We start from the raw sequence: 14624 nt of genomic DNA, 5'->3' as shown, positions 1-14624 counted from the left end.
ACGACGTGGAAGGGAGTTCCATCCTTTTCCGTGCACCTTCGCGCGGGCACCGGCCGGAAGCTCGCCGTGCAGGCGTGACGTGGGCGGGATCTCGTCCATCTCGTGCCTACTTGACGCGTCGGATCGTACAATCGCCCAATCGAGGACGGAAACCGCCAGGCACTTTTTCCGCGGGAGGGTGTCCTGGCGGCTCATGGATGCAACGTAGAAGGGAGTTCCATCCTTTCCATGCACCTTCGCGCGGGCACCGGCCGGAAGCTCGTCATGGAGGCGTGACCTCGGGCGGCATCTCGCTCAGCTCGTGCCTACTTGACGCGTCGGATCGGACGAGCGACCGTGTTCGCATGCCCGAGCCCACCTACAAGCTGGCCCCATTTGCGGGCGAGGTCACGAAGATTCCGTGGATTCCTGCGTGGACGTGCCCCGGATCGTCGAGCTTCGCGGGAGCGGGCGCCGCATTCGTGAGGAGCTCGAGATGCGGGGTGGGAAGCGAGGCGATGTCTCGCGCGGTGCCGCGCGCGACCTCGGCGGACGACGGTGTTTTCGTGGCTGTTCGTCGCAGCGCCAAAGGGCTTGCGGCGAGCGCGCCCCTTTCGTCCCACCCATGTAGGCCGGCATGATCTCGACCAGGCGACTCGAAGCCCTGCCGGACATTCCGGATTTGATTCGAATCACCAAGGGCCTTGCCACGCTCGACGCGATTCTCTGCGCGGAGCGGCAATATCGTTATTATTCGTTCAATCGGAGATGGAATCCGTCCGATCCCGCCGAGATGATGGCGTCCATGCGCGACGGCTGCGGGGACGAGTTCTTCATCCTTTTCTCGCCCGCTGGCGCAGCCATCAAAGGGTTCGCACACGAGTCCTTCATGAGCCCGCACGGAAACGACCTGTTCACGCCCGTCGAGCAACATGGGTGGTTGCTCTACCCGGGGATGCTCGCGAATTTTCCCGACCGACTCCGGCCGTTCCTCGCAGAGCCCGCGTTCGTCCTGTCCGACGCATCCTTTGTCGTCTGGCGACGGACAGGGGACTCGGCGTGGCGGATCGGTGATATGGCGTGGCCGTCGGCCGAGCAGCTCGATGCGTATTACGGCTCGAGCGGCTACCGGGATGCCGATGGGTCCGAAGAGCTCCTGTCGCCGCTCGCGGGCAGGCCAGAGGATTACGTGGCGTGGGCGTCGGAGTATTTCGAAGTATCGATCTCCGTCGCCGATGCCGCGCATGTTCTGGCGCTGCGGCCGCTCGACCATGCGCTCCTGTTGCGCCTCGGGAGCGAGCGCTCGCTCGCGGAGCTCCGCGACGATCTCGATGAAATAGGGTATCCGCTCGCGGCAGGCTGAGTCGCCGGGCCGCACGTCGCCCGACGCGGGCGGCGAGCGCTGGCTCGAGCGCAGATCCCGCCACGAGTGTTACTCCCACCGTTCGACTTCCGGTGCCAAACTATCTCCCAGCGCAACGAGCGAGCCGTGAACGAAGGTCGCGACCCGCCTCGAGCCGCCGGAATCCGCACCCTGAGGAGATCTTCCAGCCATGACGACGTCAGATGAGAATCGACGGAAAGGCGAACAGCCTGCGATGAAAACACCACCGATTGTGTCGGCGCAAGCATGGGAGGCGGCGCGTGAGCAGCTGCTCGTCAAGGAGAAGGCGCTGACCCGCGCCCGAGATGCGCTGGCCGCCGAGCGGCGGAGGATGCCGTGGATGGAGGTGGAGAAGAGGTATGTGTTCGAGGGGCCCGCAGGCAAAGTCGACCTGCTCGATTTGTTCGAGGGGCGGCGTCAGCTGATCGTTTATCGAGCGTTTTTCGAGCCGGGGGTTTTCGGGTGGCCCGAGCATGCGTGCCGGGGCTGCTCCATGGTGGCCGACCAAGTCGCCCACGTGGCCCATTTGAATGCGCGAGACACCACCCTCGTCTTCGCCTCGCGCGCGCCTCAGGCGGATATTGCGCGGGTGAAGGGGCGGATGGATTGGAAAATACCTTGGGTCACCGTGACCGATGGGTTCGATGCCGACTTCGGCGTGGCCGAGTGGCACGGCACGAATGTGTTCTACCGCGACGGCGACCGCGTGTTCCGGACCTACTTCATCAACAACCGCGGCGATGAGCAGATGGGGGGCACCTGGAACTACCTCGACATCACACCACTCGGCCGGCAGGAGATCTGGGAGGACTCGCCCGAAGGATACCCTCAGACCCCGACCTACAAGTGGTGGAATTGGCACGATAGCTATGTCGCGGATGCTGCGCCCGACAAGAAGTGGGTCGAGGTGTCGGACGCTGGGGAGGCGGCGTTCCGGAAACAGGACGCGAGCGCGAAAGAATGACCGTTGGCCCCTCGCCTCCGCGATCGCTCGATGGCGCGCCTCGTCGTGCCGCGCGCGTCGAAGGGTTCACCGCGTAGGTGTTTTGGCGGGTGCTGCCGCTATTTCCAAGAGAGAACCAAATCGGTGAGCTCGCGCGCGAACCTCTCGACGTGAAAGCGCTCGGGGTCGAGGGTGTTCGTGGCTAGGATGACGCGGGTGTTGGCTTCGGGGCAGTCGAGCGCGATGCCGCCGAGGCCAAAGTCGCCGCCGCCGGCGGCGCCGTAGACCTTCTTGCCGTTGAAGTCGTAGGCGGTGGTCGCGAGGAACTGCGTCCGGTAGGCGTCGCGCGCGGGCGGAGGGAGGACGCTTCCGGCCCAAACGGCCGTGAGCCAGCGCTCGAGATCGGTGACGGTCGTGACGAGGCCACCGTTGCCGACGAGCGCCCAGCTGTACGGCCATTCCGCGGGATCGTTGCGCCCGAACGTGTCCGCGCCATATCCAATCGCGGTGTCGACGGATTGCCAGATGGGATCGCCGTAAAAGCCGCTCTGCTGCATCTTCGCCGGGACAAATAGCTGCTCGCGCAGGTAATCGGTATAGGCGCGGGTCGATACGATTTCGACGATGTCGGCGAGCAGGGTGTAACCCGAGTTGGAGTACGACTCTTGGGTCCCCGGCTCGAACTTCAATGGCTGCGCCAGAATGCGCCGGCGGGCTTCGAGCCGGGTCATGGGCTCGAAGTCACCCTCGGTGTCGTGGTACGCCTCGAGGCCCGCGCGGTGCAGCACCAGCTGGAGCACGGTGATCTTTGCTTTATCGGCCGGTACGGCTTTGAAGAAGGTTCCGAGTGCGTCGTCGAGCGCGAGCTTGCCTTCCCCGGCGAGCTTGAAGATGGCGGCCGCCGTCAGCTCCTTCAACACCGAGCCGAAGTCGAACGCCGTATCGATGGTATTGGGGACATTTTTCGCTCGGTCGGCCAGGCCATAACCCTTCGCAAGGAGCCGGTTCCCAGAGGCGGTGACCAACACCGTACCCGAGAACCCCTTCGCAACCGCCGCGTTCATGCGGCCATCGAGCTCCTCCCGCAGGGCGTCCGCCGATCCGTCTCGAGCGCCCGCGTCGGGCGGAGGGAGCGGGTTGCTCGACGAGGATGAGCAACCGAGGGCGAGGCATATTCCGATAAGCAAGATGAGAAAGGCGCGCATCCGATCGCTTCCTTCGTGTAGCCGTGTAGCCCGCATGGGGAGCCAGGGCGGAGGATCGGGCGGAATTAAATTCAATTCATTTGCGGCAGCCTCGATCGCGTCGACCGCCGCGGCAGCGTCAACGATCGTCCATGGATCGAAGCCGTTCGCGAAGCGACGATGTGAGGGAGCCGTCGGGGAAGCGCTGAACGAACGATTCGATGGCCGCGCGCTCGTCGTCCGTTCGCCCGAGCGCTCGCAGGGCGCGGATGCGTCCGAAGCTCGCCTCTTGCTCGAGCGGTCCGCCCCGCATCATGTAGCGATCGAAGGCGGCGAGCGCCCCTCGCGGATCGGAGAGCGGCGCGAGCTGCAGCTCACCCCATGGAACGAGCGCCGCGTGGGCTTCGGCGCTCGCGCCATGGCGTTCGAAGAGCTCGCGATAGGCGCCGATCGCCGCGGAGAGATCGCCATCGGCCCTTCGCACCCTCGCCGCGGCAAGTAGCTCGGCGGCGCGCTTGGCGCTTGGCGTGCGCTCGGTGGACGCGATGGCACCGGACGACGGCGGCGCCGGAGCGGCCGGGAGCGTGAAGCGCCGAACGAGCGGCTCGATGCCCACGTGCAATGTCTCGTGCGCCGTGCCGCGGGAAGGTGCCGCGATGGCGACCGCGTGATCGCCTCGGGTGAGAAGCAGCTCGATGGGCGCGATGCCGACGGTGCGCTCGTCGATGCGGACGGTGGCGCCGGGTAAATCGCTGTCGATGACGGCGCGCACCGTCGCGCCGTCGTAGGGGGGCGCGATCAGGAGGGCGCGCTCGCGTTCCTCGTCGACGGGGGAAAGCGGCGTAGGTTTGGCGTCGCGCATCGAGGTCGTCTCGTGCGCGGCCACGCGCTGCTCGGTACCGTTCGATGCGCGGACCAGGACCACGCCGTGGAGCACGCGCGTGACGACCGGTGCATCGTCCGGCGGCACCTCGACGGAGAACGCGGTCCCCACGGCGATGGCCGAGCCTCCCCGCGTGGAAATGGCGAAGCTGCTGCCCGGCGGCAATGGATCGAGCTCGATGGCCACCTTGCCTCCAAGCAGCTCGAGGCGGGCATTCGGTCCCGGATCGGCCAGGCGGAGCATGGTGCCCCGGGCGATGCAGGCGCGCGCCGCGGGCAGGACGGCCAAGCACGCGGAGCCTTCGCGGGAGGACACGACGGCACCGCGCTCGAGCGTTTGTCCGACGGTGCCGGGCCGGCCATCGACGTCGACCGGGCCGCCGCCCGCAACCGTGAGGATCGCGGTGGCGTCCTTGGGCGCCGCGGCGAGGCTCGATGGTGCTGCGGCGAGGCTCGATGGCGCTGTTGCGAGGTCGGGTACGGCTTGCGGGTCGCGGGGGGCGCGGTCGTTGGGGACGCGGTCGTGGGGGGCGCGGTGGCGCGCGATGGCGGCCGCCATGGCTGCCACCGCCAAGCACAATCCGAGCGCGCGAGCTCCCGTGAGCCACGGCCCATCCCGTCGGGGGACATTTTCCCATGCGCGGCGGCCCGCGACGAGGGTGGCCGCCGGCTTCCCGTCGTGGACGCGATGGCCCTCACGTGGCACGTCGAGGAGCGACCGCATCTCGCCCCAGACGTCGGCCTCCGCGCGGCACGCGGTGCACGACGCGAGATGAGCCCGCGCGAATGCCTTTTCTGCGGCGGTCAGCACCTCGCCCATGGCCTCGCGGTCGGAGAGCGCGATCCAGCGTGCGCAGGCGTCACGGATGGCGTTCATGGTCCCCTCCGGCACGTCGCGAGATCGCGACGCACCATGCGCCGCACCTGTTCGCGTGCGGCGAGCAACCGATCCTTCACGGTGTTCATGGAGACGCCCGTGACCTCGGCGATCTCGGGCACGGAGCAGCCCATCACATGATGCAGCACGAGCACGGTGCGGCGCGCCTCGGGCAGCTCGTCGAGGTACGCGGCGATCGATCGTGGGATGCCATCGGCGGCCTTGGGCGAGGGTCCCGGCGCGGCAAGATCGTCGGGCGCGATATCGCCTTGGGTGCGCACGGAGGCGAGCCGCCTTTGGCGAGCCACGCGAATCGCAGTACGGACCGCGATCCGGTCGGCCCAGGCCTCGAGGCTGGACTCTCCGCGAAATCCTGGCGCAGATTGCACGATGTCCAGCAAGGCCAGCTGCGCGGCATCGTCGGAATCATCCGCATGAGGGATGAGCGCCCTGCAAAGCCTGCGAACGCGCGCGCCAAGCCGGCGCGCGATCGCGTCACGCGCGGTCGCATCGGTCGCGGCCTGGCGAGCAAGCCGCGCGTCTGCCTCCTCGTCGGCCATGGCTCGATCCATCTATCGTCCCCGGATGGATATCGCCATGGGGGGTACGTGGATCCGGAGGCGCGATTCGGGTGGAAAAAAAGCACGCGCCTCAAAAGAAATCGAATGTGGCCCCCACGTCCATGCGAAAGCGGGCCACCGCAGGCAAGCTCCGCGTTGCCATCCCGTTGCTTTCGAGGGCGAGAGCCTCTTGCCCCAGCGCGAGCTCGATCGTGGGTGCGACGTCGATCGCGGCGGCGCCTCCGTGCGGAATGCGCCACCGGCCATGCAGCCGCATCGCAAACAGCGGGACGATCCGCGCCCCACCCCCGCTCCGGAGCGCGGCCGACTCGCGCACCGCGCGCTCGATCCCGGCCGCAGCGTCGGCGCCGAACGCCCACACGGGCCCGGTGCTCTCGACCCCGACGACGGCCGCACCCGAGCTTCGCGCGAGCCGCACCGACGCGGACTCGGTCACCATATCGGCGGTGGGGTAAAAGGCATACGTTACCCCGCCATACCAACCGGGTATAAACGAATATGCGCCCTCGATGCGCGCTCCACTTTGCCAGGGGAGCTCGGATGCATACGTCGCCCCCGTGTAGAGAGCCGCGATCCGCGCGCGCCATGCGTAGCGCGATCGCGAAGGTGCGAGGCGGTGCTCTGCGAGCGGCGGCGGTCGATCCTTGAAATCAGGCGCCAAGGTCGGCGCCGCCGGAGCGAAGGATGGCGCGGGCGGCGGGTCCGGGGTTTCGGATGGGAGGCGGTTTGCGTCGGCGGCCATGGAGTTCTCCGCGTCACCTTTCTCCGCTTCGCTCCCCTGCTCCATCGCGGCGGCGACGAACGCGCGCACGATTGCCGCCGCTTCGCTTGCGCCGATTTCCCCACCCCGTACGATGGTACGCGGCGCCCCCGCATGACGGCCCATGCCGTCGGTGAAGCGAAGAACGAGGCCGGACCTCGTACGGTCCACCTCGACGACACACGCGGGGGGCACCGCCCCGGATTCGAGCTCGATGCTCGCGGTCCCGAGCAGCTGTGCGCGCATGGCCGAGACGAGTCGGTCGGCATCGGACCTCGCAATCTGCGGATCGACACGAACGAGCACGCGCGTCCCCTCGGCATGCGCAACATTCGACCCGAGCACGAGAGCGGCGACCAGCGCCCAGCGGCACACCATGACGCCATCGTACCGTAGATCGCTCACCACCGCCTCTTCGGCTCGAACGCCTTCGGCGCGAACGGCTTTCGGCTCGAACGGCTTCGGCTCGAACGGCTTCGGCTCGAATGGCTTTCGGCGAACGACGCAAAGCAGTACGAGCGCCATGCGTGCGGCCATCGATGTCGATTTTGCGCAGCGGCAGTCGGGAAGATCAGGCTCTGCTCGTTCGAATCACCTCGTACCCGCTTCATGGAATGACTACGCTCGGCGCCCCATCGAATCCGACGATGGCCACGGGTCGACACACCAGGAGCCCAGCAACCGATGAAGCGATTCGTTCAAATCATCTTGTTCGCTTCGAGCGTGGGCGGCATGCTCGCCGCCGCGTGCATCGGCAACGAACCCAGTCCGCTCCCCGCGATATCGCACGACGATGGCGGCGGCGCCCCTTCTACAGCCGATGCCGGTCTGCCATCGTCCATCCGAGGGCTCGCGCTTTGGCTCGACGGTGCGGATCCAGCCACCGTGGAGCTCGTGGCCCCCAACGATCGGCGCGTGGCAAGGTGGAAGGACAAATCGACGAACAATTGGCATTTCAGGACCCCCGATGGCGGCGCACCTCCTCGATTCGTGAACAGCGCGACGAACAATGGTAAAACGGCAATCGGGTTTACCAGAGCCAATAACGAGTACCTGGAGGGACCTGGACTGCACTATCAACTGACGGCGGCCGACGCGTTCATCGTGGCCGAGACGACGCGGGTCACCGGCAATGATGCGGACGAGACCTATGGTCTCTGGGGATTTAGTCCTTCTCCTACGCGCCATCCCTTCATCGCTTCGGACGGTGGGGGGCTGATCCTCCAAGAGACGTTCGGATCTTCGCGCTATTGGGTGGCTTCGCCCCCCGATCCGCGGCAAATAACGACCCTGCATCTTTACCAGATCACGACGCGCCCGAAGGCATGGATCATGCGGCTGAACACGGTGCAGGTCTACGAAATACGCGGAGACACGGTCACTGTCGCGTTCATGAACGATCGCGTGATCCTCGGCAACACCTTCAGCGCGGGCAACGTACCGCCATCGTACGCATTCAATGGGACCATCGCAGAGCTGGTCGTCTTCGATCGCGAGCTCTCTCCCGAGGAACGCGACACCGTAAACGCCTACCTCATCGAAAAGTGGGCCATCCGATATCCAGACGGCGGACGTCTCTAAAGCCGGCTCGAGCGACCATCCTGGGCGACCTCGCCCGCTACCCGGCTCGCCGTCATTCACGCCACGCCCATGGCGCGTCCTTCGACAACGAATCATTGACGAGCGCCCATTTTCCCCGAACCATGCGGGCCATGTCACTCGGCGGACGCGCCAGCTGCATGGCCCTCGTCATCCTCGCGGGCTGCGGCGCAACGAGACCACCGCAGGTATCCGCAGGGGCAACACCGGCCGCGCAGCGTTCCGTGTTCCCGTGCCGGGTGCACGAAACATTTGGCCCGCTCGGCGCGCATCGAGACGACATTCTCGCGAGCGATGGCCGAATCCTCCAGGTCTTCTACGGAGGAGCCCATACGCGAGGCCACGAATGGTTCTCCTACGACGAACGAGGTCACCTGCTCCGGCATGACTGGGCGCTCGAACAAGACGAGGTTCGGCAACCTCACGGGGAGCTCGTTGCCGAGGGAACGAAGCTCACGAAAACGATCGCCTATGCGTACGATGCGCAGGGTCGAAAAGTCCGCGCCGAGAGCACATCGGAGACCCACGGCGCGTGGGGCGACCGCACCTCGCGGAGAAGCGAGCTCCATCGCTACGACACCGCCGGGCGTCGGATTGCCCTCGAGGTTCGGGATAGCACCGAGGGGGATATCGTGTGGCGCTTCTTCTACGATGGCGAGCGACGGATGGAGAGCCGGCGCGAAACGATGGACGGTATGCGGGTGGGCGGCCATCGATATACGTATGACCGCGCGGGCCGGCGCATCGGCGAGGAGGTGCTCGGGGTCTCGGTGGAGCGGTATCTTTACGAATACGATGGATCCGGCTTGCTCACGAACAAGATCCTCGAGGGGCAGCCAAAGCCATCGCAACGACTCGAGTACGACGCGAACCGGCGGGTCGTCCGCTGGATAACCGGCCCTCGAACGATCCAGTACCACTACGACTCTCACGGGTACATCGAGCGCATCGAGCACTCGGACCAACCTTCCCAAACGTTCGAATACAGCGCCGGATGCACACCCGCCCTCGTGGACGCGCTGTTTCCGAGCCCCATCGACGCGATCCTGGACGACCCTCGAACCCTATGATCCCACTCGGAGCGAGGCTCGCCAGCGCAATCGAGCGCATCGAGCACTCGGACCAACCTTCCCAAACGTTCGAATACAGCGCCGGATGCACCCCCACCCTCGTGGACGCGCTGTTTCCGAGCCCCATCGACGCGATCCTGGACGACCCTCGAACCCTATGATCCCACTCGGAGCGAGGCTCGCCAGCGCAATCGAGCGCATCGAGCACTCGGACCAACCTTCCCAAACGTTCGAATACAGCGCCGGATGCACACCCGCCCTCGTGGACGCGCTGTTTCCGAGCCCCATCGACGCGATCCTGGACGACCCTCGAACCCTATGATCCCACTCGGAGCGAGGCTCGCCAGCGCGTCGGCCGGCGCGCAACTGAGAGCCTCACAATGTGCCCTCGGTGACGACATAGCCCAATGGCCGAAGTTGTCAATCGCGCCAATCCGCACGCCGAAGCAACCCACGCGAAAATGGAGTGAACAACGGCGGGAGACCCGCGGTCCAAGTGGAATGACAGTCCACCCTTTGAATGCACTCCGAATGGCCTGCGCGCTCTTCGGGGTCTTCGCGCTCTCGCTCGGATGCTCCAGCGAAGGCGGCGAGGCGACGCGAGAGGCCGCCTCCGCCCTTGGCACCCGTGGCACTCTCGCCCCTCTTGCCGCCACCGACGCCGCCGCATGCGCGGGAAAGCTCGGCTTCCCCGGCGTACCCATGATTGCGGGAAGCGCGACCGCCGTGACCACGGCCGATGTGAACGGCGACGGCAAACCCGATCTCCTCGGCACCAATGGCTCCGTGAGCGTGAGGCTCGGCCTCGGCGGCGGCAACTTCGCCCCCGCGGTCGACTACCCGGCGGGCACGAGCCCGGTCGCGATTGCCGTGGCGGATTTCAATGGCGACCGAAAACTCGATATCGCCACCGCGAACCTCAATAGCAAGAACGCGAGCGTGCTGCTCAACCAGGGCAACGGCACCTTCGCGCCGAAGGTCGACTATGCCACGGGCAATCAACCTCACGGCGTCGCGGCGGGGGATTTGAACCGCGACGGCAAGCCCGATCTGGTGGTTTCGAACTGGGAGAGCGGCACCGTGAGCGTCCTGATGAACAAGGGACAAGGCGCCTTCGCCGCGCCGGTGAACCTCTATGTGGGCGCCCCCTCGTCGATCGTCGTGGCGGAGTTGACGGGGGACAGCTGGCCCGACATCGCGTATGTCGCGGACCCCGTGGACCCCGGTGTCCAGAACTCCATCTATGTGATCGTCAATCAGGGGTTTGGCAAGTTCGACTCGCTCCGCGGCACCTTCCGCATCGACAACGACAGCGAGCGCGAAGCCGGCTCGCTCGTGGCCGCCGACCTGACCGGCGATGGCAAGCTCGATCTCGCCGTGGCCCATGGCGGGAGCGGCACCGTGAGCGTATTCGTCAACAAAGGTCGCAGCCGTTTCGAATCGGGTGTGAACTATCTGGTGGGCAAGAGCCACTACCTTCGCGCCCTCGCGGCGGTGGACGTGACCGGCGACGGTAAGCTCGATCTCGTCGCCACCAACGGCTATGTCAACGTGCTGGTCAATCAGGGCAGCGGCACATTCGCCCCCAATGTCCAATACCAGGTGGGAGCCAGCCCCGAGTCGATCACCGGCGCGGACTTCACCGGCGATGGCAAGGCCGATCTCGCCGTCGGACAGTATGGCACCGAGGGCGTGGCGCTGCTCGTCAACCAGGGCAGCGGCACATTCGTGGCGCCGATCCCGTACCCGATCGAGGGGAGCACCTGGTCTCCCGTCGCGGCCGATATCTCCGGCGATGGCAAGCTCGATCTCGTCGGCATCGACGGCCCTTATGGCTACGGCGCCTTGCGGGTGCTGACGAACCAAGGCAACGGTACGTTCGGGCCCCCCACCTTCTACGAGGTGCCGGCCGGCGCCCATGTCCTCATCGCGGCCGACTTTTCGGGCGACGGCAAGTCCGATCTCGCCTTCGCCGCCGCCGGCAATGTGAGCGTGTTGATCAACACGGGCAACAGCACCTTCGCCGGCCCGTACGACTATCCCGTGCGCGGCGTCGACGACATGATCGCGGCCGACGTGACGGAGGACGGCAAGGTCGACATCGTCATCGGGCGAGGAACCGGCGATGGCCCCTACGATGGTGCGGTGAGCGTGCTCGTCAACCGTGACGGCGGCACCTTCCAGCCCCTCCGCGACGACGCCATCACCCGGAACTACGACCAGAAGGAAATCGCGGTCGCCGACGTGAACGGCGACGGCAAGCTCGATTTCGTCGCCGCCACCTTTTCCTCGGTCAGCGTGATGCTCAATCGGGGCGACGGCTCGTTCTCGGCCAAGGTGGACTACCCCGTGACGCTCTCGGCGTACGACATGGTGGCGGCCGATCTCACCGGCGACGGCAAAGCGGATATCGCGACCGTGAGCTCCACGGGGAAGGTGAGCGTGCTCGTCAACCAGGGCGACGGCACCTTTGCTCCCAAGGTCGATTACGAGGCCGGTGGCGACGACGGCTACTCGCTCGTGGCCGAGGATGTGTCGGGCGATGGCCCGAGGGACCTCATCGTCGTGGGGCACAAACAAGGCTACGCCCGCAGTCGCCTGACCCTCTTGCTCAACCAGGGAAATGGCACCTTTGCGGCACCGGCCCACTACGCGGCGGGCTACTCGCCCGAATCGGTCCTCGCGGCCGACCTCACCGGTGACGGCCGGCTCGACCTGGCCGTGGCGGGCGGCGGCAGCATCAGCGTCTTGCCGTTTGCCGGCTGCCTCCCCTGATCGCCCGCTGACCTACGCTGCGCCCCGCGCACGACGCTACGCTTCGTACCAGCCCACGAAGGCCGACGTGCTACCCACCTACGCTGTGGGCGCGCACATACACTCGGCCTTCGTGGACCGCCGACTCGCCATCGGCAAACGTTCGTTGCCCAAACGAGCGGAGCCTGCTCGCGGGCACCCGACCTCGTTGCTCGCTGCTCGCCGCTCGCTAGGAAATGGCGGTGTGCAGCTTCGCCAGCCGCTCGATGAGCCGTTCGAGGCTCTCGCAGAGGGCGGTGTGAGGATCGCGGCCCATGCCGAGGTCGAGCTCCAGGGTTTCGGGCTCGAGATCCTGCCACTCCATGAGCTCCTTTTCGCCGGCGCGATGGAGCAGCGCGCGCACGTCATGACGAAGGGAGTGCATACGGGAAAGGTGCTCTTGAACGTTCATCGTCTTGGCTCGCGCCATTCGGACCTCCCTCTTCGGCCCCAGCTGACATCCTCGTCGTTTCGTGCCGCGCACCCTCTCACCTGGATGAAGCGGGTGGGCCTTTCGGCGTGCTCAGAAGCGCACCTCTCGGTGCATTCTGCCTCGGCGCCTTCGGGGGCCACGAAAATGCGCGTGACCTTCGATGCTCTGCTTTTGGTGGAGGTTTCGCACCGAAGTTGAAATCGCGGAAGCGCCTTCTATGTAGTAGGTCTTCCTGGCTTGAATCATGCGACAACGTGGGTGCGAGCGACCGCGCCGCGGGGTGGGTCGTTCGAGCAGGGGGGGTCCGTTTCTCACGCGGAGGACGTACCCATGAAGAGCAGCATCGCTTCGTCGACACGAAGGAGCAGCGCGGCGACATCCGACGTGCACCCGGAGGTCACGCCATGAATTCGCTTCGGAATCTTCCCATCGTTCTCGAGTACCAGGAGGACGGTACCGTCCACGCGCATTGCCCGTTGCTGGCGGGCTGCGAATGCAAGGCCCCCACGCGCACCATGGCCTTGAGGATGGTGGAACAGAGCATCAAGCGCATGCGCGCCGAGGGCACCATCCCCTCGCTGAAGGCGCACAAGTACGAGGTGATCCACTTGGCCTTGATCCCCGTGGCCGCGGACCCGTCCCGCCATCGCGGTGCCGGAGCGCGAAAACGTGCGCTCGAGCACTCGACCCCCGAGCCGTGAAGGACCGATGCCTCATCGGACGGGAAACGATACGACCACCGGCCATGGTGGATACGTCTTCCTGGAGCCAGGACCGCCAGCACAACTCGGCAGGCGGTCGTAGTCTTCATCGACCGGCGGACCCGACACGATCGTCGAGCCGAGGCCGAGGGGTCCGGAAAAACGGCCATACGCAAGGACGCCATCGGCGCTGGGGACGAATTGCATGGAGTGGTTCATTTGCTCGGGGGGATGTTCCAACTCGAATTGGGCGCGCGTTCGCATGACGGTGGCGTCCATATCGAACACGATCATGCGGCGGATGATGTCGTCGCTGCGCGGAGAGCGAATGGCCACGTCGCCGAAGTGGGTCTTTGCGCCCGGGCGGCAGGAGAGATAGAGGCCCGCGAGCAAACGCTGCGCCGTGGCGGCGATGGGGGTGGGGGTGAGCAAGCAGTCCCGATCGTCCGTCGGCCACTCGACGCGCCATACGCTCGTACCATCGTGGTCGATGAACACGAAGCTGCCTTTTTTCCGCACGACCCAACCCGCTTCGAAGGGGGTCCAGCCGTCGACATTCGTTTGCGGAAGTACGATATGCCGGGGCTCCCCCGTCACGCGATCGGCCGAGGCCCAGTCGCTCATCCACAAATGGTGCTCCTCATCGTAGGTGCACCGGCTGGCCGGTGCGACATACGTTCCCACGTGGGTGCCATGGTCATCCAATTCGAGCGCGATCCGGTTGCCGTGTGAGGCCGGAATCGTTTGGCCCTCGAACGATATCGACGATTTGTCGTCGAAGCAGATCGTGATTCGTCCGCGGGTGGCGGCGGTCTCGAGATCGCGCATCGCGCCCCGGATCGAGCGCTCCCATGCGATCTTCCCTTCGGTGTCGAGACGGAGGACGCGCACGCCGGGACCATCCCCGATGGCGGGAAGTGCCACCACGACCCCGTCGGGGGTGGCGGCGATCGGTCGGACATTTCCATCGGATATCGTTGCACATGGCCCCGAAATTCGTTTCGACCAGGCGAGCCTGCCGCGCGCGTCGATGCGTTTGACGAGCACCGCGGACTTACGGCATGCAACGATATAGGTGCTGCCGGGCGCGGCGCGGACGTGAAGCTCGCCGTCGCCATCCGCATCCCCATCCAAGGCCGGACGGGTGACGGCCCACCGGGCTCGGAGACGCGTGGGGGAGAACGGTGTGATCGCCAACGGCCATGCCGGCGGCGTCGCCGGAGTTTCCTTGGCGATGGGTGGCGCGGCGGGCGCCGGAGCGATGGGTGGCGCGGCGGGCGCTGGAACCGGCGGGCTCTCCGAGGGTCGTAGCGGCACCTCCTCTGGGCGTGCCACGGCTCGGGGGTGCGCACAGCCAAGGAGCACGACGGCCAGGGCGATCGATGAGGCGCGGCTGCGCATGGACCGTTGGACGCTCCCTTCCCCCATTGATTCTACC

Annotated in this window: 14 protein-coding genes; 8 read left to right on the top strand and 6 right to left on the bottom strand. The window is 66.2% G+C overall.

The genetic code is table 11. The features are described 5' to 3' along the window. Window positions 1-616 precede the first annotated feature (616 nt). Window positions 617-1342: a hypothetical protein gene (locus LZC94_14700; protein WXB18478.1), complete on the top strand. Its 726-nt coding sequence runs from the start codon at window positions 617-619 to the stop codon at window positions 1340-1342. A gap of 235 nt (window positions 1343-1577) precedes the next feature. Beyond that, window positions 1578-2327, top strand: coding sequence for a thioredoxin family protein (locus tag LZC94_14695; GenBank protein WXB18477.1), 750 nt, complete (start codon window positions 1578-1580; stop codon window positions 2325-2327). A gap of 98 nt (window positions 2328-2425) precedes the next feature. Here LZC94_14695 and LZC94_14690 read toward each other — a convergent pair whose 3' ends face one another. The 4 genes from LZC94_14690 to LZC94_14675 all read right to left on the bottom strand — a co-directional run bounded on the left by LZC94_14690 (window position 2426) and on the right by LZC94_14675 (window position 7127). Then, window positions 2426-3511, bottom strand: coding sequence for a beta-lactamase family protein (locus LZC94_14690; protein ID WXB18476.1), 1086 nt, complete (start codon window positions 3509-3511; stop codon window positions 2426-2428). Between the two features lie 118 nt (window positions 3512-3629). Then, window positions 3630-5249, bottom strand: a complete 1620-nt coding sequence (locus tag LZC94_14685) for a PEGA domain-containing protein (protein ID WXB18475.1) — start codon at window positions 5247-5249, stop codon at window positions 3630-3632. Next, the gene (locus LZC94_14680; GenBank protein ID WXB18474.1) at window positions 5246-5809 is read right to left on the bottom strand and encodes a sigma-70 family RNA polymerase sigma factor; all 564 of its coding nucleotides are present in this window, start codon (window positions 5807-5809) and stop codon (window positions 5246-5248) included. Before LZC94_14680 ends, LZC94_14685 begins: the two co-directional genes overlap by 4 nt. Before the next feature lie 91 nt (window positions 5810-5900). After that, window positions 5901-7127, bottom strand: coding sequence for a hypothetical protein (locus LZC94_14675; GenBank protein ID WXB18473.1), 1227 nt, complete (start codon window positions 7125-7127; stop codon window positions 5901-5903). 147 nt (window positions 7128-7274) lie between these two features. Between LZC94_14675 and LZC94_14670 the strand changes: the two genes are divergently transcribed. The 5 genes from LZC94_14670 to LZC94_14650 all read left to right on the top strand — a co-directional run bounded on the left by LZC94_14670 (window position 7275) and on the right by LZC94_14650 (window position 12034). Then, a complete protein-coding gene (locus LZC94_14670; GenBank protein ID WXB18472.1) occupies window positions 7275-8171 on the top strand; it encodes a hypothetical protein in 897 nt (298 codons plus the stop codon). Window positions 8172-8302: 131 nt separating this feature from the next. Further along, window positions 8303-9259 carry a hypothetical protein gene (locus LZC94_14665; GenBank protein WXB18471.1) on the top strand — a complete coding sequence of 319 codons (957 nt, stop codon included), beginning with the start codon at window positions 8303-8305 and terminating at the stop codon, window positions 9257-9259. Then, window positions 9256-9420 carry a hypothetical protein gene (locus LZC94_14660; protein ID WXB18470.1) on the top strand — a complete coding sequence of 55 codons (165 nt, stop codon included), beginning with the start codon at window positions 9256-9258 and terminating at the stop codon, window positions 9418-9420. The genes LZC94_14665 and LZC94_14660 overlap by 4 nt, the downstream gene beginning before the upstream one ends. Further along, entirely contained in the window at window positions 9417-9581 is a 165-nt protein-coding gene (locus LZC94_14655; protein WXB18469.1) for a hypothetical protein, read from the top strand. The genes LZC94_14660 and LZC94_14655 overlap by 4 nt, the downstream gene beginning before the upstream one ends. Window positions 9582-9961: 380 nt before the next feature. After that, window positions 9962-12034, top strand: coding sequence for a VCBS repeat-containing protein (locus LZC94_14650; GenBank protein WXB18468.1), 2073 nt, complete (start codon window positions 9962-9964; stop codon window positions 12032-12034). Window positions 12035-12242: 208 nt separating this feature from the next. Here the strand turns inward: LZC94_14650 and LZC94_14645 are convergent, their stop codons facing one another. Then, complete coding sequence (locus LZC94_14645; GenBank protein ID WXB18467.1) at window positions 12243-12482, bottom strand: hypothetical protein; 240 nt, start codon at window positions 12480-12482, stop codon at window positions 12243-12245. Between the two features lie 407 nt (window positions 12483-12889). On the opposite strand from LZC94_14645, the gene LZC94_14640 reads away from it, so the two are divergent. Further along, complete coding sequence (locus LZC94_14640; protein WXB18466.1) at window positions 12890-13186, top strand: hypothetical protein; 297 nt, start codon at window positions 12890-12892, stop codon at window positions 13184-13186. A 12-nt stretch (window positions 13187-13198) separates the two neighbouring features. Here LZC94_14640 and LZC94_14635 read toward each other — a convergent pair whose 3' ends face one another. Then, window positions 13199-14521 (bottom strand): hypothetical protein, encoded by a 1323-nt coding sequence (locus LZC94_14635; GenBank protein ID WXB18465.1) that lies wholly within the window; start codon window positions 14519-14521, stop codon window positions 13199-13201. Window positions 14522-14624: the final 103 nt, after the last annotated feature.

The sequence above is a fragment of the Sorangiineae bacterium MSr11954 genome (assembly GCA_037157815.1).
GTDB lineage: Bacteria > Myxococcota_A > Polyangia > Polyangiales > Polyangiaceae > Pendulispora > Pendulispora albinea.
Note: the sequence above shows the minus strand (reverse complement) of the source record. Positions and strands in the feature narration are given on the sequence as shown.

Bases quoted from the DNA above. Each gene is read 5' to 3' on its own strand.
- LZC94_14675 (WXB18473.1), bottom strand. From the start codon at position 7,127: ATGGCCGCACGCATGGCGCTCGTACTGCTTTGCGTCGTTCGCCGAAAG.
- LZC94_14700 (WXB18478.1), top strand. From the start codon at position 617: ATGATCTCGACCAGGCGACTCGAAGCCCTGCCGGACATTCCGGATTTG.
- LZC94_14655 (WXB18469.1), top strand. From the start codon at position 9,417: ATGATCCCACTCGGAGCGAGGCTCGCCAGCGCAATCGAGCGCATCGAG.
- LZC94_14645 (WXB18467.1), bottom strand. From the start codon at position 12,482: ATGGCGCGAGCCAAGACGATGAACGTTCAAGAGCACCTTTCCCGTATG.
- LZC94_14695 (WXB18477.1), top strand. From the start codon at position 1,578: ATGAAAACACCACCGATTGTGTCGGCGCAAGCATGGGAGGCGGCGCGT.
- LZC94_14665 (WXB18471.1), top strand. From the start codon at position 8,303: ATGTCACTCGGCGGACGCGCCAGCTGCATGGCCCTCGTCATCCTCGCG.
- LZC94_14685 (WXB18475.1), bottom strand. From the start codon at position 5,249: ATGAACGCCATCCGTGACGCCTGCGCACGCTGGATCGCGCTCTCCGAC.
- LZC94_14670 (WXB18472.1), top strand. From the start codon at position 7,275: ATGAAGCGATTCGTTCAAATCATCTTGTTCGCTTCGAGCGTGGGCGGC.
- LZC94_14660 (WXB18470.1), top strand. From the start codon at position 9,256: ATGATCCCACTCGGAGCGAGGCTCGCCAGCGCAATCGAGCGCATCGAG.
- LZC94_14680 (WXB18474.1), bottom strand. From the start codon at position 5,809: ATGGCCGACGAGGAGGCAGACGCGCGGCTTGCTCGCCAGGCCGCGACC.
- LZC94_14640 (WXB18466.1), top strand. From the start codon at position 12,890: ATGAATTCGCTTCGGAATCTTCCCATCGTTCTCGAGTACCAGGAGGAC.
- LZC94_14650 (WXB18468.1), top strand. From the start codon at position 9,962: ATGATTGCGGGAAGCGCGACCGCCGTGACCACGGCCGATGTGAACGGC.
- LZC94_14690 (WXB18476.1), bottom strand. From the start codon at position 3,511: ATGCGCGCCTTTCTCATCTTGCTTATCGGAATATGCCTCGCCCTCGGT.